This is a genomic window from Acinetobacter sp. GW821-FHT01C12, assembly GCF_059422625.1.
This window is the reverse complement of sequence record NZ_JBWKXD010000004.1, coordinates 279,071-299,011: the sequence shown is the minus strand read 5'-3', so window position 1 is coordinate 299,011 and position 19,941 is coordinate 279,071. Positions and strand designations below refer to the sequence as shown.

Sequence of the window (19,941 nt, the reverse complement as noted above, 5' to 3'; positions counted from 1 at the left end):
AGCACCTTAACGTTTAGACTTCTTGTCAACACCGTGACCACGATAGGTACGAGTTGGCGCGAATTCACCGAGTTTGTGACCAACCATATGTTCAGATACGATCACCGGAACATGGTTACGACCATTATGTACAGAAATTGTTAAACCAACAAAATCCGGGAGGATCATCGAACGACGCGACCAAGTTTTGATCGGCTTACGGTTATTAGCCGCGATAGCCGCTTCAACCTTAGCGAACAAGTGCGCATCGACGAATGGGCCTTTTTTCAGAGAACGAGGCATTGTCAGATTCCTTTACTTGTTACTTAACGCGACGGTCGCGAATGATCATCTTAGTCGTACGCTTATTGGTACGAGTTTTGTACCCTTTAGCTTTTTGACCCCATGGGCTTACAGGTTGAATACCTTTGTTACGCCCTTCACCACCACCATGTGGATGGTCAACTGGGTTCATCGCCATACCACGAACGGTAGGACGAACACCACGCCAGCGTGCAGCACCTGCTTTACCAAGTGAACGAAGGTTGCTTTCTGAGTTAGATACTTCACCTAACACAGCGCGACATTCAACGTGTACTTTACGCATTTCGCCTGAACGAAGACGAATGATTGCGTAAGAACCGTCACGACCCAACAACTGAGCAGAAGTACCAGCAGAACGCACTAATTGTGCACCTTTACCGATTTTAAGCTCAATGTTATGTAATGTAGAACCGATAGGCATATTACGAAGCGGTAAGCAGTTACCTGGACGAATTGGAGCATCGTTACCAGATTGTACTTTATCGCCAGCACGTAAGCCTTTAGCAGCAATAATATAACGACGTTCACCGTCAGCATATTTCAATAAAGCAATATGTGATGTACGGTTAGGATCGTATTCAATACGTTCAACTACAGCAGGGATGCCGTCTTTGTTACGTTTGAAGTCAACGATACGGTAGTTTTGTTTATGACCACCACCAACGTGACGAGTTGTAATGTGACCGTTATTATTACGACCACCAGTACGTTTTTTAGCTTCAACCAACGGTGCATAAGGCGCGCCTTTGTGAAGATGATTATGAACCACCTTCTCTACAAAGCGACGTCCTGGAGACGTTGGCTTACATTTTTGAATTGGCATAATTTTCGTCCTTATTCCGCTGTGCTTTCAGCGGTATCGCCCAAGTCAGCCATTTCAACATCTTGGCCAGCTTTCAGGGTGACGTATGCTTTTTTAACATCAGAACGACGTCCTAATGTTTTACCAAAGCGTTTAGTCTTACCTTTAGTGATAGTCGTGTTAACTTTAACAACTTCTACACCAAATAATTGCTCTACTGCTTTTTTGATTTCAAGTTTGTTTGCATCGATAGCAACTTTAAAAACTTGAACACCAGCAGTTTCGCCTAGAACTTGTGCTTTTTCTGAAAAAACAGGCCCTTTTAGGACTTGATAGATACGTTCGTTGTTCATCCGAGTTCTACCTCAATCTTCTTAGCAGCCGCAACAGACATAACAACTTTATCAAACGCGATCAAGCCAACAGGATCGATCCCAGCAGCATCAACCACATCAACGTGTGGAAGGTTACGAGCAGCTAAATATAGATTTTCATCTACAGCTTCAGTAACGATTAATGCGCGAGTAGCGTTCAAGCCGTTTAGTTTTGCAAGCAATTCTTTAGTTTTTGGAGCTTCAACTGCAAACTCTTCAACCAATACAAGACGATCTTGGCGAACAAGTTCAGCTAAGATACATTGCATTGCACCGCGGTACATTTTGCGGTTTACTTTTTGAGACCAATCTTGTGGACGAGCAGCAAAAGTTTTACCACCACCAACCCAGATTGGGCTACGAATAGAACCAGCACGAGCGCGGCCAGTACCTTTTTGACGGAATGGTTTTTTACCACCGCCAGAAACGTCTGCACGTGACTTCTGAGCTTTAGAGCCTTGACGACCACCAGCTAAATAAGCTGTAACAACTTGGTGTACAAGAGCTTCATTAAATTCACGTCCGAAAGCAACTTCAGACAATTCAACAGCAGAGCCGGAAACAGTTTTTAAATTCACGTTATTTCCCCTCAGGCCTTGATCGTAGGACGAACGATAACGTCGCCACCAGTAGCACCAGGAATCGCACCTTTAACAACAAGAACTGAACGTTCTGCGTCGATAGATACAATTTCAAGACCTTGTACAGTTACGCGATCATCACCTAAGTGACCAGGCATTTTTTTGCCTTTGAACACGCGACCAGGAGTCTGGTTTTGACCTGTAGAACCAATTACACGGTGAGATACTGAGTTACCATGTGTAGCATCTTGCGTACGGAAGTTCCAACGCTTAACACCACCCTGGAAGCCTTTACCTTTTGATTGACCAGTAACGTCAACAACTTGACCTACTGCGAACAAATCAACACCGATAGTGCCACCAACTTCACGACCTTCAAGATCAGCTTCTGCAACGCGGAATTCTTTAACTAAACGACCAGCAGCAACACCAGCTTTCGCAAAGTGACCTTTCTGAGCATTTGTTACGCGAGATTCGCGACGTTCACCAGTAGTGATTTGAATCGCTTGATAACCATCAGTTTCAAGCGTTTTGATTTGAGTGATACGGTTAGGATCAACCTCAATCACTGTTACAGGCACAGAAACACCAGCATCTGTAAAGATACGTGTCATACCGCACTTGCGACCGACTAAACCAATAGCCATGTGCATAAACCTCTAAAAAAGCGGCCTAATTAACTTATAGAGCGTTAATTAACCGAAAGCCTTAACCCAATGCGATCTGAACATCAACACCAGCTGCAAGATCCAACTTCATCAACGCATCTACAGTTTTATCTGTAGGTTGAACGATGTCGATCAAACGTTTATATGTGCGGATTTCATATTGGTCACGCGCATCTTTGTTCACGTGTGGTGATGTTAAAACGTTAAAACGTTCGATGCGAGTAGGCATCGGAATTGGACCACACACTTGTGCGCCAGTACGTTTTGCTGTTTCTACGATCTCTTGAGAAGATTGATCAATTAAACGATGATCAAAAGACTTAAGACGGATACGAATTCTCTGGTTAGACATACCAGTTAACTCCAAGCCAAATATATAAAGAATCACCCTTGACGCATCTCACCCCACTAAATAAGGTAAGTGTCAAAGGCAGTGAAAATCACTAAGGTCGTGATCGATGCCACGACTGTAACGATCTGAATGACTTTCTTCGCCATTCACCCCACCATATCGGAGGGTCGCTCATTATAACGATTGTTTAACACTTAAGCAAACTTATTTGGACATTTTTACCTTTTTTTGAGTAATTAATTATAAATAAAGCGCTTATTATTTAAACACCAGCTTAAACCCTTAAAACGTAGTCAATCGCATGATTGAGCAACTGATTCCCAATCACATAATCCGTTTGTTGCGATTTTTTTAGCTTCAATAATGATTGACTGTGTACTCCACTAAACACCATATCTTCTTCTTCATGCTCAATGAAGATTTTTAGGCTATGCGGGGTGATTTCTGGGTGAAACTGAAACCCCAATACATTTTTACCAATCTGATAAAGTTGGTTGGGACATGCTGGATTCTCCGCCAAACGAATTGCACCTTTGGGAATATCAAAGGTCTCACTATGCCATTGCATAACATTGACACGTTCAGGCAATTGGAAATAATCTTCTGGCACATGGTTGCTTTTATTAACCAAAGTCCAGCCAATCTCTTGCACAGTATTACGCCGAACATTGGCACCTAGAGCATTGGCTATCAACTGCCCACCCAAACACAACCCGATTGCGGGCTTTTCCGATGCCAAATAACGGCGAATCCATCGTTTTTCGACCTTTAACCAAGGATAGTTGGCTTCATCATTTACACTCATTTCCCCACCCATAATGATGAGTAAATCCACATCATTGACATGCGGCAAAGCTTCTATTTCTAATTGTGAATCTGTGGGTAATGCAAAAAATTCTGTTGCAGTAATTTCTGCGCCCATCGCTTTTAAATACTCATAACAGCTACCAAAGCCTTCACCTGCAATATGCTGAAAATAATGCACTTTAAGTTTTTTCATGTTATCACCTATTCTTGTTGTATCGATTACGCTACAAACCACAAAACATAGTTGGATAAATGCAAAAATGAAGCCAATATCAATTTTATTTATTATTTTTCACAATTTATTGCTTTTCGTCACTGAGCGATTATGTTTTGCTTACTTTAGTACAGCTATTAACAAAAATTGAGTATTCCTGTGAAACAAAAACCAGTTACTGCTTTAATTCATTCTTCTCGTAAAGCACCACAATATATAAATACAATACAGCCTCCCCTATTTCGTGCGTCAACAATTATATTTGAAAATACCGATGCACTATTTAATCGCCATTGGACAGATCGTTATGACTATAGTTATGGAACACATGGCACGCCGACAACGTTTACCCTAGGTGATCACATTGCCCAAATAGAAGGTGGTGAATATTGCTTGCTTGCGCCCAGTGGTTTATCTGCAATTAATCTGGTCAATTCATGTTTTTTGAGTCATGGAGATGAAGTCTGGGTTGCAGACAATATCTATGTTCCCAACATGGAACATCTACGTCATCTTGAAAAAAGTTATGGTATTATCGTTCAAGTTTATAATCCTATCGATGCAGATACATTCCAACCCAATGAAAATGCCAAACTGATTTGGCTAGAAGCCGCAGGTTCAGTCACACTCGAATTTCCTGATTTGGTGAGTTTAGTCAAAAAAGCCAAAGCAAAAAATATCCTCACGGCTTTGGATAATACCTGGGGCGCTGGCCTAGCGTTTAATGCCTTTGATTTTAGTCATGAACATTTAAGTGTAGATATCAGCGTACATGCCTTAACCAAATACCCAAGTGGTGGTGGCGATATTTTAATGGGATCTTTGGTCACTCAAGATAAAGCTTTACATCATAAGCTGTTCCGTATGCATGCCATTCAAGGTATCGCGATTTCGGCTGATGATGCCGCACAAGTGCAACGTAGTTTGGCCTCAATGCAAATTCGTTATGAGCATCAGTCTCAAAGTGCTTTAAAGATTTTAAATTGGTTAAAGAATCAAAATGCGTTTGCTCAAGTTTTACATCCTGCGGATTCTGACAATATAAGCCACACCTATTGGAACCAGACCTGCCAAACAGGACAAAGTGCTGGTCTTGTTAGTGTTATTTTTAAACCTGAGTTTGATATCAACAAAATCAGAAAGTTTTGTGATCATTTATCTTTATTTAAACTCGGTTTTAGTTGGGGCGGTCCTGTCAGCTTAGTCATGATTTATAATCTGACAGACATGCGTCATTTAGAACGCACACACCTAGAGCAAGGTCTATTGGTTCGTTTCTGTATTGGCTTAGAGCATCCAGACGATTTAATCCAAGATATTCAAAACGCACTTCAAGCCATTCAGGCTTAATATATAATCTCTGGGTCTTTACTATATAAATGATAGCAAGGGCCCTACACTTACCTTTAAACGCGATTAAGTGCAGAGATCATTCAGCGAAAAGTACATTTAGCTTTTACTTATTCCCTGTGCATTTCAAGAAACAATCCACACCACCCTACATTCATATTCAACAATAAAAACAGATTTACAACATCATCATTTAATGCAATTTTGTATAACAACAATGATATAAATATTGAGTCAGATGAAGAATATCCAAACTCAAATTAAAGCTATAGGAATAACAATGGGCACACCAATCGTCATCGCAAAAAAAACCTCAGATACAACACAAGATATTGTATTACACTCACAATTTGCTAACCGTCATGGTTTAATTGCAGGCGCCACAGGGACAGGTAAAACCATTACCCTTAAAGTGCTTGCTGAAAGTTTTTCACGGATTGGTGTACCCGTATTTCTTGCCGATGCCAAAGGGGATGTTTCCAGCATAGCCAAAGCAGGTTCAACCAATCCTAAATTTGAAGAACGCATTAAAAGCTTAGGGATAGACAGTGTTCCTTTTGCTGGGTCACCGACTATTTTTTGGGATTTATTTGGTGAGCAAGGACATCCTATCCGTACCACAATCTCTGAAATTGGCCCACTGTTACTTTCGCAAATGCTGAATTTAAATGACACTCAAGAAGGTGTACTTTCAGCGGTGTTCCGTGTTGCAGATGATCAAGGCTTACTGTTAATTGATTTTAAAGATTTAAAAGCCATGCTGACCTATGTCAGTGAAAATGCGGCAGCTTTAAAAGCAGAATACGGCAATCTCTCACCAGCAAGTTTAGGTGCTATTCAGCGTAATCTATTGGCTTTAGGTGATCAAGGCGGTCAACGTTTCTTTGGTGAGCCAAGCCTTGATATTATGGATTTTATCCAAACTGATGCCAATGGACATGGTTATATCAACCTATTGGCTGCGGATAAGCTGATGAACACACCAAAGCTCTATGCAACCTTCCTGCTTTGGATGCTTTCAGAATTATTTGAAAAGCTACCTGAAGTCGGTGACTTAGATAAACCCAAATTGGTATTCTTTTTTGATGAAGCGCATTTGCTCTTTGATAATGCCAGCCCGGCTTTACAAGAAAAAATTCAACAAGTGGTCCGTCTAATTCGCTCTAAAGGTGTCGGAATTTATTTCATCTCACAAAGCCCATTAGATATCCCAGAAAATGTTTTAGGGCAATTGGGCAACCGTGTACAACATGCCTTACGCGCGTTTACCCCTAAAGATCAAAAAGCAGTAAAAACTGCTGCTGATACCTTCCGCGCTAATCCAGAGTTTAAAGTAGATCAAGCAATTACAGAACTGGCTGTTGGTGAAGCGCTTATTAGCTGCCTAGATGAACAAGGTACACCTCAAGTGGTTGAACGAGCGATGGTGATGCCACCCTACTCATCATTTAGCCCAATCACTTTAGATGAACGAAAAGCCTTAATGGCACAAAGTATTGTTGCGGGTGTTTATGACAATGAAGTGGATCGTGATAGCGCTTATGAAATGCTACAACGTAAAGTTTCTGATAGCTCACAACAGCAGGTGGCTTTTGATGCAGTGGCTCAACAAGCCAAGCAATTAGAAGAGCTCACCAAGCAACAACAGACCATCGATAAACAACAAGCCAAAGAGCAAGAACGCTTAGAAAAAGAGGAAGCAAAAGCTGCAGCTGCACGTGCCAAACTGACTCAAGATGTGATCGGAACTTTTGCTAAAAGTGCCGCAAGAACCTTAGGCGGTCCTACAGGGCAAAAACTGGTCCGCGGTTTGTTAGGTTCATTATTTGGTGGGCGTTAATTCGTTTAAACACAAATATGAGGAGCGTTAGCGCTCCTTTTTATTCTCTATTTTATACATTATGTTCTTGCTTATGTTTTTATTCGCTTATCCCACTTATCATGTCCCCTAAACACATCTAAAAACTTATTCAAAAAATTCATCTAAAAAACTTAAAAATAAATTCAATAATTTCAATTAATAAAACTTAAATTAAAAATAAACCATAATTATTTTATGTGTTTTTCTTAAAGGTGTATTGCAAATACACTTTATAAGGTATATTTTAAATACATCTTATAAATGACAGCCAAGAGAGATCAACAATGACTCCGCAGCAAATTGACCTTGTAAAAGCAACAGTTCCTGTTCTTCGCGAAAATGGTGTAGCACTTACCGGTTATTTTTATAACCGCATGCTCGGCAATAATCCCGAATTAAAAGAAACCTTTAACATGGGGCATCAACGTAGTGGTGCACAGGCTCAAGCCTTGGCTGGTGCTGTTTTAGCATATGCTGAAAATATTGAAGACCCTTCTGTACTTTTGCCTGTGGTTGAACTGATTGCCCATAAACATGTCAGTCTGAATATTCAAGCACCTGATTACAACATTGTCGGTGAAAACCTATTACATTCGATTAGTGAAGTATTAACTATTTCGATGGAAGATCCATTAATTGACGCATGGGCTGCAGCTTATGGGCAATTGGCCGATCTATTTATCAGCACTGAAAAAGCGATTTATGAACAGCACCAACAAACTCAAGGCAGCTGGTTAGGCTGGCGTAAATTTAAAATCGCTAAAAAAGTGAATGAAAGCGAAGAAATTACCTCTTTCTATCTTGCACCAGTCGATGGTGGTGCATTACCTAAATATGAAGCGGGTCAATATATTTCAGTGCGCGTATTTGTTGAAGCATTAGGCTTAAAACAACCACGTCAATACACACTATCGACAAGTCCACAAGCAGACTATTTACGTATTTCAGTTAAACGTGAAGATGAAAAAGGTGATTTGGCAAGTGGTTGGGTATCAAATACTTTACATGGCTTAGCTGAAGGTTCAGAAATTGAAGTGTCTGCTCCAACAGGTAACTTCTACCTGATTGATAGTAGCAAACGTAATGTCTTCATTAGTGCGGGTGTAGGTTTAACCCCAATGATTGCAATGCTTAACCAATTGGTGACTTTAAACATGCCTCAACCGGCTAGCTTTATCCATGCATGTCGCAGTAGCCAAGTACATGCGATGAAACAACATATCCAAGAGCAAAAAACTAAATTCCCACGTCTCAGTACATTTACAGCTTATGAGTTCCCACATAGCGGTGATGTTATAGGTGAGGACTATGATGTGGCTGGTCGCTTAGACTTGGCAACGGTTGATACAGCACTACTCCCAGCCAATGCTGATTATTATCTTTGTGGCCCAATACCATTTATGCAACAACAACACCAAGCATTGGTGGCTCGTGGTATTAAACCTGAACAAATTCATAGTGAAGCGTTTGGTACGGGTGGTGCAGGTATCTAAATCTACATCCGTTCTTTATAAGGCTGGTCTATGATAGACTGGCCTTATTTATTTCAGGATGAGATACATCTTTACCCATAGATGAGCAGCCTACATGCAACTAAATAAATTTACCGACTATGCCCTGCGCATCTTAATGTACATCGCGCCTCCAAAAGATGTGCCTTATACGATTGCTGAAATTGCAGAAGATTTACATGTTTCAGAAAATCACTTGGTCAAAATTGTGCATTTTATGGGAAAACAAGGTTGGTTGATTACCACACGGGGTAAAGGCGGTGGTTTGCGCTTAAACCCAGACATCTTAGAATTTCGCTTAGGATATATTGTACGAATTCTCCAACGTGATGCACAAATTGTAGAGTGCAATACGCCACCTTGTGTGCTACGTCCACGCTGCGGCTTAAAGGGTATTTTAGACCAGGCCGTTGAACAGTTTTATCAAAGCCTAGATCACTATACTGTTGCCGATGTTCTCAATGCGCCACCACAACATCCAAAGATCGTAAACTCACCCATTCCCAATCTCAATGTTTAAGTCACAAAAGCTCATCGTCCAGCATCTTAATAGCCAATATTTCAGTTAACACGATCAAAATTCGCTTGAACCTCCGACTTCCTTTATAATGCACTTTGTTTATCCGTTTATTGAAGTTGAAATATGCATCGCAGCAGTGGAAAGTCTAAAAATAGTAAGACCTCAAGCGCCCCTAAACAAAAAATCAGTTATGAAAAAAAGGCTGATCCTGCGATATCAGAATACTCAACTTCATCTTTGAACTGGTTGCGTAAAGCTGAATTTCTAATGAGTGCGCCTAAACTGAATCTTTGTGTAGAAGATACTGGTTATGAAGTTGCCTTTGCAGGCCGTTCAAATGCAGGAAAATCAAGTGCTATCAATGCATTGACCAATCAAAAGCAATTGGCACGCGCGTCGAAAAGACCAGGCCGTACGCAAATGATTAACTTTTTTAGTTTAGGTAATCCAGATCAACGCCTTGTCGATTTACCAGGTTATGGTTATGCGGCTGTACCTGAAGCAATGAAAATTGTCTGGCAAAAAGAACTTGAGAATTATTTGATTCATCGAAAAAGTTTACAAGGTCTGGTTCTACTCATGGATATTCGCCACCCTTTACAACACTTCGATGTGATGATGTTGGAATGGGCATATTCACGTCACTTGTTTGTGCATGTGCTGTTAACTAAATCCGACAAACTCAACCGTGGCCCTGCCAGTAAAGTATTGTTAGATGTACAAGAGCAATTGAAGAAAATGAAGTTGAATTTTTCTATACAACTGTTTTCATCACTCAACAAACAAGGTCTAGAAGAACTTGCTTCGATTATGGCGGGTCGCTTAAATTACACCTTAGACAAAACTTTAGATTTTGATATTGATGCAATTCCTGAAGCCACTGAAGATGATTTGGATGATGAGTTCATTGATCAAGACCAAGAATCCGAATTCAATAGTGAAAATATTGATGGAAATGTAGATGAAAATCCACAAGCATAAATAAAAAAGTCTTGTCTAACAAAATTCATCACATATTGATACTGGAATGTCCTAAATTGCTAATAACTATTTAGGACATTTTTTTATACTTGAATAATAAAGTGTGAAATCACCAAAGAAAAATTAGGACACTGTGATGAAGTTACTCGCTAAATTAAAGAACAGTCGGATTGGATCGTCTATTCAGTACCACATCAAACCACGTAAAGTGAAATTTGAATGGCAAGATACCCCTGTCGATTGGATTCCAAATCAGCCATTTGTCAGCTACTTTATCAATGAAATTAACAATATTCTTCCAGCAGGTGAATTTTGGTTTTGCCGTTTATACAATCGTGTTTTACCCAAAATCACAGATGAAAAATTAGCTGAAGATGTTCGTGCTTTTATCCGCCAAGAAGCGATGCATGCTCAAGCACATGCTTCGGCAAATAAAGAATACTTAACTGTGCGTAATATTGATATTCAACGTAATCTTGAGATTATGGATTTCTTGTTTGGCAAATTACTTGCAGATCAACCACTCGGCTTTAAAGTACCCAAAGTCCTCGATCATCAATGGGATTTGTTCCGCTTAGGTATCGTCGCCACTGTTGAACATATGACTTGTGTCTTGGGTAAATATGCGCTTTATAATAAAAAATGGGCGGAACTAGGTGCAGATCCAAATATGCTTGATTTAGTCAAATGGCATGGTGCCGAAGAGATTGAACACCGTACAGTGGCTTTTGATCTGTATCGTCATTTGGGTGGTGGTTATATTTCTCGTTATTATCAAAGTGTTATCGTGATTGCCGCTGTATTAGGCTTATGGGTTGATGGTGCTGCACATATCATGGGGCAAGACCCACGTTATGCAGATAAAAAACCTGCTTTCTATAAGCCTTGGATTTGGCGTGAATGGGCAAGTATCGCACAATCAGATAATCGCTTAATGCCACATCCATTATGGTTGGTTTCACAGCAATTGGGCTATTTAATGCCTTGGTATGATCCAGTACATGAAGCTAAAACAGAAGATGCGATTGCTTATTTGGATCAATCCCCAGCAGCAAAACGTGCATTGCCTAGAGTTGCAGCATAATAACTATTGAATAGTGATACTGAAATCAAATAAAAAAAGCAGGATTTAGTCTTGCTTTTTTTGGTCAATCTTTTAGAACAAGATTCTAACCATAGACTAAGTTGGACTTTCCATATCTTTGATGTTTCGGTCAACAACCACACTAATCATCATATCCCCTTGCACATTCACTACAGTACGTACAGTATCGAGAATACGGTCAATTGGCAGAAGAATGGCAATTGCCTCCGCTGGCAATCCCACAGATTGTAGCACCATAATCATGGTGACCATGCCCGCACTTGGAATACCTGGTGCGCCCAATGAAGCAATCATCGCAGTCAGACAGACAATCACTTGTTGGGTAATTGATAACTCTAAACCCATTAAATTGGCAATAAAAAGCGCTGCTGCTGCTTCATAAAGTGCTGTTCCATCCATGTTTAACTGAGAACCGAAAGGAATCACAAAACCTGCAATTTGTGGGCGCACTCCTAAATTTTCTTGAGTACACTTTAAACTCAAAGGCATGGTTGCAGAACTTGAACTGGTTGCAAATGCTGTAATTAATGCTGCACGCGTTCCTTTAAAAAAGGTAATCGGATCCATTTTTCCAAAGATCCATAACAACAATGGCAGAACCACGACACCATGAAATATGGTGGTTCCCGTAACAACAATAGCAAACTCAGCAAGACGGCTTAAAATAGAGATGTCTTCTGTTGCAATGAGCTTTGCCATCAACGCAAAAATACCAATCGGCGCAACTTTCATCACCCAACCCACTAACATCATCATGATGTCAAAAAACTGACGTGCCAGTTGTTTGATTGAATTAAAGCGCTCTCCACCATGTACCAGTGCCAAACCCAATAACAAAGCAAACAGCACGACTGCCAAAACATTACCATCACTAAATGCTTTAAATGGATTGATGAGGGTATTTTGAATAAAATTGGTTAAAAATGAGCTAGGTGTCAGTGAATCTGGGCTTTTATGTTGATTCATTGCATCCTGAAACATTGCAATATCCACACCTTGTCCAACATTGAATAGATGTGTTGAGGCTAAACCGAGAATAAGTGCCAATGTCGTTGTGGTTACACAACAAGCCAAGGTTATTTTCCAAACTCGACTGAGTTGACTGCCCGCTTCTAAGTTTGAAACACCCACCAAGATTGAACTAAAAATAAGTGGAACCAAAAGCATTTTTAATAAACCAATAAAAATACTACTGGCGATGCTCAAACCATAAATGCTGGCATCTAAAAATTGAGTATTAGGGAATTGATTTAATAAAAATCCAAATGCCACACCAAGAATGGCTGCAATAAAAATTTGGGTATTTAAACTCATCTTCGCTGACTATTATAAATATTTACACGTTGAACTATGCCATTGAAGTTATTTAGAATCGAGCATTTTTTTGTCACAAGCTCTGCTAAAAAATAGAAAAGCCATCATAGATGATGGCTGAGTTTCACGATTAGCATATCAATGCAAAAGTATTATTGAGTTTCGATTTCACGTACTCGCATCAAGCCTTCTTGAACGGTACTACACACCAATTCGCCATTTTGCCACATACGGCCAAAATTCAGACCACGTGAATTTGCACTGACGGTTGCATCCATATCATAAAGCATCCAATCATCTGCTTTTACTGGTTTATGGAAATAGATCGTATGATCGATACTGGCACATTGTAAACTTGGCGAGAGGTAATTGAGACCATGTGGGCGCAAAGCAGTCATCATCAAGGTATAGTCCGAATAAAACGCAACAATTGCTTGATTTAAGGAGATATCATCCGCCTGCTCTGCGGCTAATGGCTCATGCGTACGCAAGTAATGTGCATAAGACGGTGCTTCAGGTTGTGGCTGAAATGGATTGGTCACATTGATCGGACGAATTTCTACCTGACGTGGACGCATAAACGCAGCGCGAATATTTTCCGGGATAAAACTGATTAAATTTTCTTTAAGCTCTTGCTCTGCTTTTAATTCATCAGGTGCTGGATATTCTGGTTCAGCAATTTGATAATTCAAGCCTTCTTCAGGTGTTGCAAATGATACCATTGCAGAAAAAATGGTACGTCCATGCTGGATTGCACGTACTTGACGACTTAAGAAGCTTTTGCCATCACGTAACCGATCAACCTCATAAATGATTGGGGCATTGATATCACCGCCATATAGGAAGTATGCATGTAAAGAATGCACAGGGCGATCAGCGGTATATGATGCTGCCCGCAGTGCTTGTCCTAAAACTTGCCCACCAAAAACACGCTTACCAACTAAATTTCGACTTTGACCACGAAAAATATGTTCTTCAAGTTTTTCAAGGGTTAAAAGCTCTACAAGCTCTTGGGTTAAAGCATTCATAAGTGACCTTTCTATATACTGAATACTGACTTTATTCCAATGGATAGAACAAAGTATCCATATTTTAGAGATTTAACTCTATTTTGCCATAAGTCCTGAGAGAAACATTAAATTTTCATAAACTGTATTGTCACTTCTCTTGTGCTGATGGATTGTTTAAAATACGTTTTTTAACGATAAAATCTGACAAGCGACCCGCAGTTTGTCAGAAAATGACATACTGTTCTGTGCTTTAATTACAGAAAATATTTTTTATCCGCTTTATTGCGTGATTCACCATTGGCTAGGAGTATTTATGTCCAAGAGTGGCTTTGGTCAAATGTATCGTCGACTTTCGAGTAAAATACTTGACCTTGTGGTAACACCACATGTTCTTGGAGAGGTTCCTACAGAAGCTCAACCTTTAGACCCTTCAACTGAAAATTCTGAGCTCATTCAGCCCACAACTCAAAAGGTTGTCTGCTATGTTCTACAGAATTACTCACGAAGTAACGCTTTAGTTGTTGATGGTGAAACACGTCGTTTGCAGCTTCCTCCTGCACTTGACCCATTAATGATTGGCAATAGTCGCGAAAAAGCTGCGATTTTATTTTTACAACACCAAGATGAAAACAATTATTTTAATCCGCCTACGCATGCTTATCCGCCGCGTTTAGTTAGACTGATTGAATCACTTGATCAAAATGTTGATTTAGATATTGAATTGATCCCTGTTACAGTACTGTGGGGACGTTCACCAGATAAAGAAGACTCTTGGTTTAAACTGTTATTTACTGACACTTGGGCAACGCCAAGTAAAGTTAAACAGTTGATGAACATTGGTTTACATGGTCGACAGTCGTTCCTAGAATTCCATGAAGCGCAATCACTTAGAGCTTTGGTCGATCATGCAAAAATTGCTCATCCCAATATTTCACCAGCCACTTATATTGTCAATCAATTAAATGACTACTTAGATCGTCAGCGTGAGGTCATTCTCGGCCCAGATTTATCTGATCGCCGTAATGTCATGCAATCACTGATTAAAGCCCCTGATGTACAGGATGCAATTCGTAAAGAAAGTATTCGCTCAAAAATCAGCATGATTGATGCTGAACATAAAGCGATTGGTTTTGTAAATGAAATTGCATCCGACTATTCTGCATCGGCTGTACGCTTTGCAGATATGGCCTTGACTCGTCTATGGACACAGCTTTATGACGGTGTTGAAGTACATAACTTCAATACTGTGCGCGAGTTAGTCAAAGACTATGAAGTGATTTATACACCTTGTCACCGTAGCCATATCGATTACTTGTTATTGTCTTATGTGATTTATAAACGTGGTTTGATGGTGCCGTATATTGCTGCAGGCGATAACCTTAACATGCCATTTGTCGGTCAATTACTGCGTGGAGGCGGTGCATTCTTTATCCGTCGTTCATTCCGCGGCAATGCACTTTATACATCGGTATTTAAAGAATATTTATTTAGCATCCTGTCTAGAAACACACCTCTTGAATACTTTATTGAAGGTGGTCGTTCTCGAACTGGACGTTTGTTACCCCCAAAAACTGGCATGCTCGCAATGACGGTACATGGTCATTTGCGCGGCCGTGCCAAACCGATTGTCTTTATCCCAACCTATGTCGGTTATGAGCGCTTGATGGAAGGCGCAACTTATGTGGGCGAAATGAATGGTAAGCCAAAAGAAGCTGAATCCATTTGGGGAATCTTGCAAACCCTGAAAAAAATTGAGCGTATTTTTGGTAAAGTGCATGTCAATTTTGGTGAACCTGTTTTCTTAGATGACTTACTCAAAGCACATGGCGCTGATCAAATCACCATTGAACATAATGATGATCCAATCCCGCAAGAAGTCTCAGATGCAGTAACCAGCTCGGCAAATGCGATTCTGGAAAATATCAACCGTGCTGTGGTGATCAACCCTGTTTCTTTATTGTCCCTGATTTTATTGGCAACTCCAAAACATACACTTGATGAAGAAATCTGCATTAAACAGCTTGATACATATCGCAAGTTATTAACTGCAAATCCTTATGACAGCCGTACTCAGGTCACACCATTGTCAGGTAAAGAAATTATTGCCTATGGTATGAAGCTGAAATTGATTAAACGTGTTCAACACGTCCTTGGCGATATTATTGCCATTGAAGATAATCAAGCCATTTTACTGACTTACTTCCGTAATAACATTTTGCATGCTTTTGTTTTACCGTCGCTGGTTGCGGCATTGGTCGAACATAATGGCAAGATCAGTAAGTCTGATTTACTCAATGTGATTCGTACCCTTTATCCATTCTTAAAAGCAGAGTTGTTCTTAAAATGGAAAGATAGTGAAATCAAGGCTCAAGTGACTGAATATGTCGATGCTTTGGCTCAAGCGAATTTAATTTTTGTCGATGATGAAGATTTTATTTTCAGCCCTGCGCCAAACTCAGAAGACCATAATCAATTGGCTGTTTTAGCTGCTCCAGTACGTCAAAGTCTTGAACGTTATTACATGACGCTGGCTTTAATTACTCAACGTGGCTCTGGAAATATCTCGATTCGCCAAGTTGAAGAATTAAGTCACTTGGTTGGACAACGTTTATCTGTATTGTATGAGTTCAACTCACCTGAGTTCTTTGATAAAGCGTTATTCCAAAGTTTTATGAAAGTCTTAACTGAACAAGGCTATATCAAAACCAATGAAGACCATGCCATTGTTTTTGATGAGCAGTTTAGAAATGTTGCGCAATATGCCAATTTGGTGCTTGATGATGTAACTTTGCAAATGCTTCACCATATCACCTCATTTACAGATGAGGAGTTAAAAGAAGCTTTAGATGCTTTAGCCGCTCAACAAGCCAAGAAGCGTTTAAAACGGAAGAAAAAATAAAAGCTTTAAAGTGCCTTTTTCCTTTGGGAGAAGGCTGGGATGATTACCTCTCCCTAACCCTCTCCGGCAAGGAGAGGGAACTTCTCAAGTCCTCTATAATAAACAATACTGAACCAACCCATTTTAATATCTAACAATTTTTTAGTTCATTTACAAACTTATCTAAAACGTAAAATGATCCTTAAAAATAGCTAGTATATTTTAAGGTTTAAATTCTTCTGATAATCAAGATAACAGTTTTGATGTACCCACTTAAATTCTGTTGCAAGCATCCTCTCCGCAAAAATTTGCTTCCCTGTTTGATTGGAACTTTCCAAAACCAAGTGCGATAAATTCAACTGTTGTTGGAACCATAAAATTATTTCATGCAATGGTAGCGGTTGATTATTTGTACAAATATATGATTTTTCTGGATGTTCCACGTGAAGCAAATGCGCTAAGAAATATGCAAGGTCATCTATATGGATTCGATTTGACCAATGAATATTGGGATAGCTGTGTGTGGTTTCTGCAAGTTTAATCATACGAGCAACGGATGTACCATAAATCCCAGTTGGGCGCACAATCACACATTTAGATGGATAAGCCTGTTGCCATCGCCGCTCCATTTCCAATAACAACTGCCCTTGTTGATCACTTGGAATAGGCATTGACTCATCATCAATACGTTCACCACGGTTTTCCCCATAAACACGTGTAGATGACACCACGATGATGCGTTTTACTGGATGATTTCTTAGCGCCTTAACAATCGGCTGCACCGAGTCGACATAGGTTTGTTGATAATTTTCGATAGCACTTAGCGGAGAATTTCGAGATGGTGCGAGCAATACATACACCACATCGACAGGCTGAATTTGCGCTAAATCGAGTTGTTGAATGTCTTGAATCAAATGTTGTGCGAAATCATCATCTTTCGCACTTCGGCTAACTGTGGTAATTTGGTGATCTTGCTGAAATAATTGTTTGGCAACACGTTGCGATGTTTTACCATAACCAATAAATAGAATATGCATTACACGACCTATTCTTCGAAACCGATTTTCAAAATCAATCAAACTTAAGTTGAGGGGACATGGCTGCCGTCCATCAATTGCAAGGGGTTGGCAATGCCGCCGCTGCTTTACTTGAAAAACTAAATATTTTCACCACAGATGATTTGCTGTTTCATTTGCCACGTGATTATGAAGATCGTAGCACGATCATTCCCATGAACCAATTACAAGTCGGTCGTAGTTATCTCATGGAAGGCGTGGTCAGATCAATCGATATGCCACCCGGTAAACGCAAATCGATGGCGATTTTATTACAAGATGATTTTGGCAAAGTTACTTTACGCTTCTATCATATCTATAAAGCACTCACAGATCGTGCTAAAGCGGGTAATCGTTTAAGAATTTTTGGGGAAGTCCGTGTAGGGGCTCGTGGCCTTGAACTTTACCATCCTGAGATCCAGTTAATTACTGAACATACAGCACTCCCTAAAACCCAACTAACAGCAATTTACCCTGCCACCGAAGGCTTAACCCAACCCAAATTACGTGAATACGTTAAGCAAGCTTTAAACCAGCACGCTGATGCTTTACCTGAGTTATTACCTGAAAAGTTCACCAATGGTTACGCGCTTAAACAGGCGCTGGAGTATATTCATCACCCTCCTGTAAATGCCAATATGCTACAACTTTCACAAGGCTCTCACCCAGCTCAACAACGTTTAATTTTTGAAGAATTGGTTGCACATCAAATCAGCCTATTAACCCGACGTGCTTATATTCAACAAATTGCAGCCCCAGCATTTTCAACCAGTAAAAAATTTGCAAAAGCCTTATTGGCAAGCTTACCTTTTGAAATGACCAATGCACAGAAACGTGTATCAAACGAAATTGCCAAAGATTTAAAACAAAACAAACCCATGTTGCGATTGGTTCAGGGTGATGTCGGTGCAGGTAAAACATTGGTTGCAGGTGTTGCGGCTTGTCATATTTTGGAAGAAGGTTGGCAAGTGGCGCTAATGGCACCGACTGAAATTTTAGCTGAACAGCACTATATCAATTTTAAGAAATGGTTCGAGCCACTCGGTTTAAATGTGTCATGGCTTTCAGGCAAACAAAAAGGCAAAGCACGCGCTGCGGCTGAACAAACCATTAAAGATGGAACTGCCAATATTGTGGTGGGTACCCATGCTTTATTTCAGGACAATGTTGAATTTTCCAAACTTGGTCTCGTGATTATTGATGAACAACATCGTTTCGGGGTAGATCAACGTCTAGCTTTACGTAATAAAGGCGTGGATAACACCACACCACACCAATTGGTCATGACAGCAACACCAATCCCTCGCACACTGGCAATGTCTGCCTATGGTGACCTAGATACCTCAGTGATTGATGAATTGCCTCCTGGACGTACTCCCATTCAAACAGTCACGATTCCACTTGATAGACGAGAAGAGGTCTTGAATCGTATCACCACCAACTGCGCTGAGGGTAAACAGGCGTATTGGGTGTGTACATTGGTAGAACAATCAGAAACTCTCGATGCTCAGGCCGCAGAAGCCACCTATCAAGAGATTAAAGATCGCTTTCCACAGATTAATATTGGCTTAGTCCATGGAAAAATGAAAGCCGATGAGAAGCAACGGGTCATGCAACAATTCAAAGACAATGAATTGCAACTGCTGATTGCAACGACAGTGATTGAAGTCGGGGTCGATGTTCCAAACGCTTCCATTATGGTGATTGAAAATGCTGAACGCTTAGGCCTGTCTCAGTTGCATCAGTTACGTGGTCGTGTCGGTCGTGGTGCAACCGCAAGTTTCTGCGCCCTACTCTATAAACATCCTTTATCACAAAATGGCCAAGAACGTTTACGCATCATGCGTGAAACCAATGACGGTTTTATCATTGCAGAAAAAGACTTAGAAATCCGAGGGCCGGGTGAATTACTGGGCACCAAGCAAACAGGAGATTTGGGTTTCCGTGTCGCCAAGCTAGAACGAGATGATCATTTACTTAATCAAGCACATTATGTTGCCAGTCAAGTACTAAAAGATGATCCAGAAAATGCTGAAGCTTTATTAAAACGCTGGCTACCAGAAGCACCGAGATATGCCTATGTCTAAACATATATTTAGAACATCCATACATAAACATCATAGCTTAGATATTTGATTCATTCAGTTTAACGATGCTTATCAAAATCGATAACCACAAATGATGACATGGAGGTTGTCATAACATGGTGATATGAAGATTAAGCGATATAAAGCTTAATAAAAATCTGCTATTGA

General features: G+C 40.2%; 18 protein-coding genes. 8 read left to right on the top strand and 10 right to left on the bottom strand.

The genetic code is table 11. The features are described from left to right. Nucleotides 1–6: 6 nt before the first annotated feature. The 7 genes from rpsS to AC07WY_RS13030 form a co-directional block, all read right to left on the bottom strand. Nucleotides 7–282, bottom strand: coding sequence for a 30S ribosomal protein S19 (gene rpsS, locus AC07WY_RS13060; RefSeq protein WP_004281508.1), 276 nt, complete (start codon nt 280–282; stop codon nt 7–9). A gap of 19 nt (nt 283–301) precedes the next feature. Then, nucleotides 302–1,126 carry a 50S ribosomal protein L2 gene (rplB, locus tag AC07WY_RS13055; RefSeq protein WP_004725686.1) on the bottom strand — a complete coding sequence of 275 codons (825 nt, stop codon included), beginning with the start codon at nt 1,124–1,126 and terminating at the stop codon, nt 302–304. An 11-nt stretch (nt 1,127–1,137) separates the two neighbouring features. Beyond that, the gene (gene rplW / locus AC07WY_RS13050) at nt 1,138–1,458 is read right to left on the bottom strand and encodes a 50S ribosomal protein L23 (protein ID WP_004725684.1); all 321 of its coding nucleotides are present in this window, start codon (nt 1,456–1,458) and stop codon (nt 1,138–1,140) included. After that, nucleotides 1,455–2,057, bottom strand: a complete 603-nt coding sequence (gene rplD, locus AC07WY_RS13045; RefSeq protein WP_004816870.1) for a 50S ribosomal protein L4 — start codon at nt 2,055–2,057, stop codon at nt 1,455–1,457. The genes rplW and rplD overlap by 4 nt, the downstream gene beginning before the upstream one ends. Before the next feature lie 11 nt (nt 2,058–2,068). After that, complete coding sequence (gene rplC / locus AC07WY_RS13040; RefSeq protein ID WP_004816868.1) at nt 2,069–2,707, bottom strand: 50S ribosomal protein L3; 639 nt, start codon at nt 2,705–2,707, stop codon at nt 2,069–2,071. Between the two features lie 61 nt (nt 2,708–2,768). Further along, nucleotides 2,769–3,080 (bottom strand): 30S ribosomal protein S10, encoded by a 312-nt coding sequence (gene rpsJ, locus AC07WY_RS13035; RefSeq protein ID WP_004725677.1) that lies wholly within the window; start codon nt 3,078–3,080, stop codon nt 2,769–2,771. A gap of 274 nt (nt 3,081–3,354) precedes the next feature. Next, on the bottom strand, nt 3,355–4,080 hold the full coding sequence (locus AC07WY_RS13030; RefSeq protein WP_004816865.1) for a type 1 glutamine amidotransferase: 726 nt from the start codon (nt 4,078–4,080) through the stop codon (nt 3,355–3,357). Between the two features lie 180 nt (nt 4,081–4,260). Between AC07WY_RS13030 and AC07WY_RS13025 the strand changes: the two genes are divergently transcribed. The 6 genes from AC07WY_RS13025 to AC07WY_RS13000 all read left to right on the top strand — a co-directional run bounded on the left by AC07WY_RS13025 (nt 4,261) and on the right by AC07WY_RS13000 (nt 11,408). Next, the gene (locus AC07WY_RS13025; RefSeq protein WP_494736484.1) at nt 4,261–5,451 is read left to right on the top strand and encodes a PLP-dependent transferase; all 1,191 of its coding nucleotides are present in this window, start codon (nt 4,261–4,263) and stop codon (nt 5,449–5,451) included. Between the two features lie 280 nt (nt 5,452–5,731). After that, nucleotides 5,732–7,291: a helicase HerA-like domain-containing protein gene (locus AC07WY_RS13020; protein WP_315078987.1), complete on the top strand. Its 1,560-nt coding sequence runs from the start codon at nt 5,732–5,734 to the stop codon at nt 7,289–7,291. A 305-nt stretch (nt 7,292–7,596) separates the two neighbouring features. After that, a complete protein-coding gene (hmpA, locus tag AC07WY_RS13015) occupies nt 7,597–8,805 on the top strand; it encodes an NO-inducible flavohemoprotein (protein ID WP_494736483.1) in 1,209 nt (402 codons plus the stop codon). A gap of 94 nt (nt 8,806–8,899) precedes the next feature. Further along, nucleotides 8,900–9,343, top strand: a complete 444-nt coding sequence (locus AC07WY_RS13010; protein ID WP_004725666.1) for an RrF2 family transcriptional regulator — start codon at nt 8,900–8,902, stop codon at nt 9,341–9,343. Nucleotides 9,344–9,466: 123 nt separating this feature from the next. Continuing rightward, nucleotides 9,467–10,324 carry a ribosome biogenesis GTP-binding protein YihA/YsxC gene (yihA, locus tag AC07WY_RS13005; RefSeq protein WP_154129675.1) on the top strand — a complete coding sequence of 286 codons (858 nt, stop codon included), beginning with the start codon at nt 9,467–9,469 and terminating at the stop codon, nt 10,322–10,324. Between the two features lie 136 nt (nt 10,325–10,460). Continuing rightward, the gene (locus tag AC07WY_RS13000) at nt 10,461–11,408 is read left to right on the top strand and encodes a metal-dependent hydrolase (RefSeq protein WP_056512178.1); all 948 of its coding nucleotides are present in this window, start codon (nt 10,461–10,463) and stop codon (nt 11,406–11,408) included. A gap of 96 nt (nt 11,409–11,504) precedes the next feature. Here the strand turns inward: AC07WY_RS13000 and AC07WY_RS12995 are convergent, their stop codons facing one another. Together AC07WY_RS12995 and AC07WY_RS12990 are read right to left on the bottom strand one after the other, a co-directional pair. Then, nucleotides 11,505–12,743, bottom strand: coding sequence for a dicarboxylate/amino acid:cation symporter (locus AC07WY_RS12995; RefSeq protein WP_494736482.1), 1,239 nt, complete (start codon nt 12,741–12,743; stop codon nt 11,505–11,507). Nucleotides 12,744–12,895: 152 nt separating this feature from the next. Further along, complete coding sequence (locus AC07WY_RS12990) at nt 12,896–13,771, bottom strand: acyl-CoA thioesterase (protein ID WP_004816853.1); 876 nt, start codon at nt 13,769–13,771, stop codon at nt 12,896–12,898. 295 nt (nt 13,772–14,066) lie between these two features. On the opposite strand from AC07WY_RS12990, the gene plsB reads away from it, so the two are divergent. Continuing rightward, nucleotides 14,067–16,652, top strand: coding sequence for a glycerol-3-phosphate 1-O-acyltransferase PlsB (gene plsB, locus AC07WY_RS12985; RefSeq protein WP_096735218.1), 2,586 nt, complete (start codon nt 14,067–14,069; stop codon nt 16,650–16,652). A 191-nt stretch (nt 16,653–16,843) separates the two neighbouring features. Here plsB and AC07WY_RS12980 read toward each other — a convergent pair whose 3' ends face one another. Next, the gene (locus AC07WY_RS12980; RefSeq protein ID WP_494736481.1) at nt 16,844–17,668 is read right to left on the bottom strand and encodes an NAD-dependent epimerase/dehydratase family protein; all 825 of its coding nucleotides are present in this window, start codon (nt 17,666–17,668) and stop codon (nt 16,844–16,846) included. A gap of 59 nt (nt 17,669–17,727) precedes the next feature. On the opposite strand from AC07WY_RS12980, the gene recG reads away from it, so the two are divergent. Further along, nucleotides 17,728–19,773 carry an ATP-dependent DNA helicase RecG gene (recG, locus tag AC07WY_RS12975; protein WP_209827912.1) on the top strand — a complete coding sequence of 682 codons (2,046 nt, stop codon included), beginning with the start codon at nt 17,728–17,730 and terminating at the stop codon, nt 19,771–19,773. The last annotated feature ends 168 nt before the right edge of the window (nt 19,774–19,941 follow it).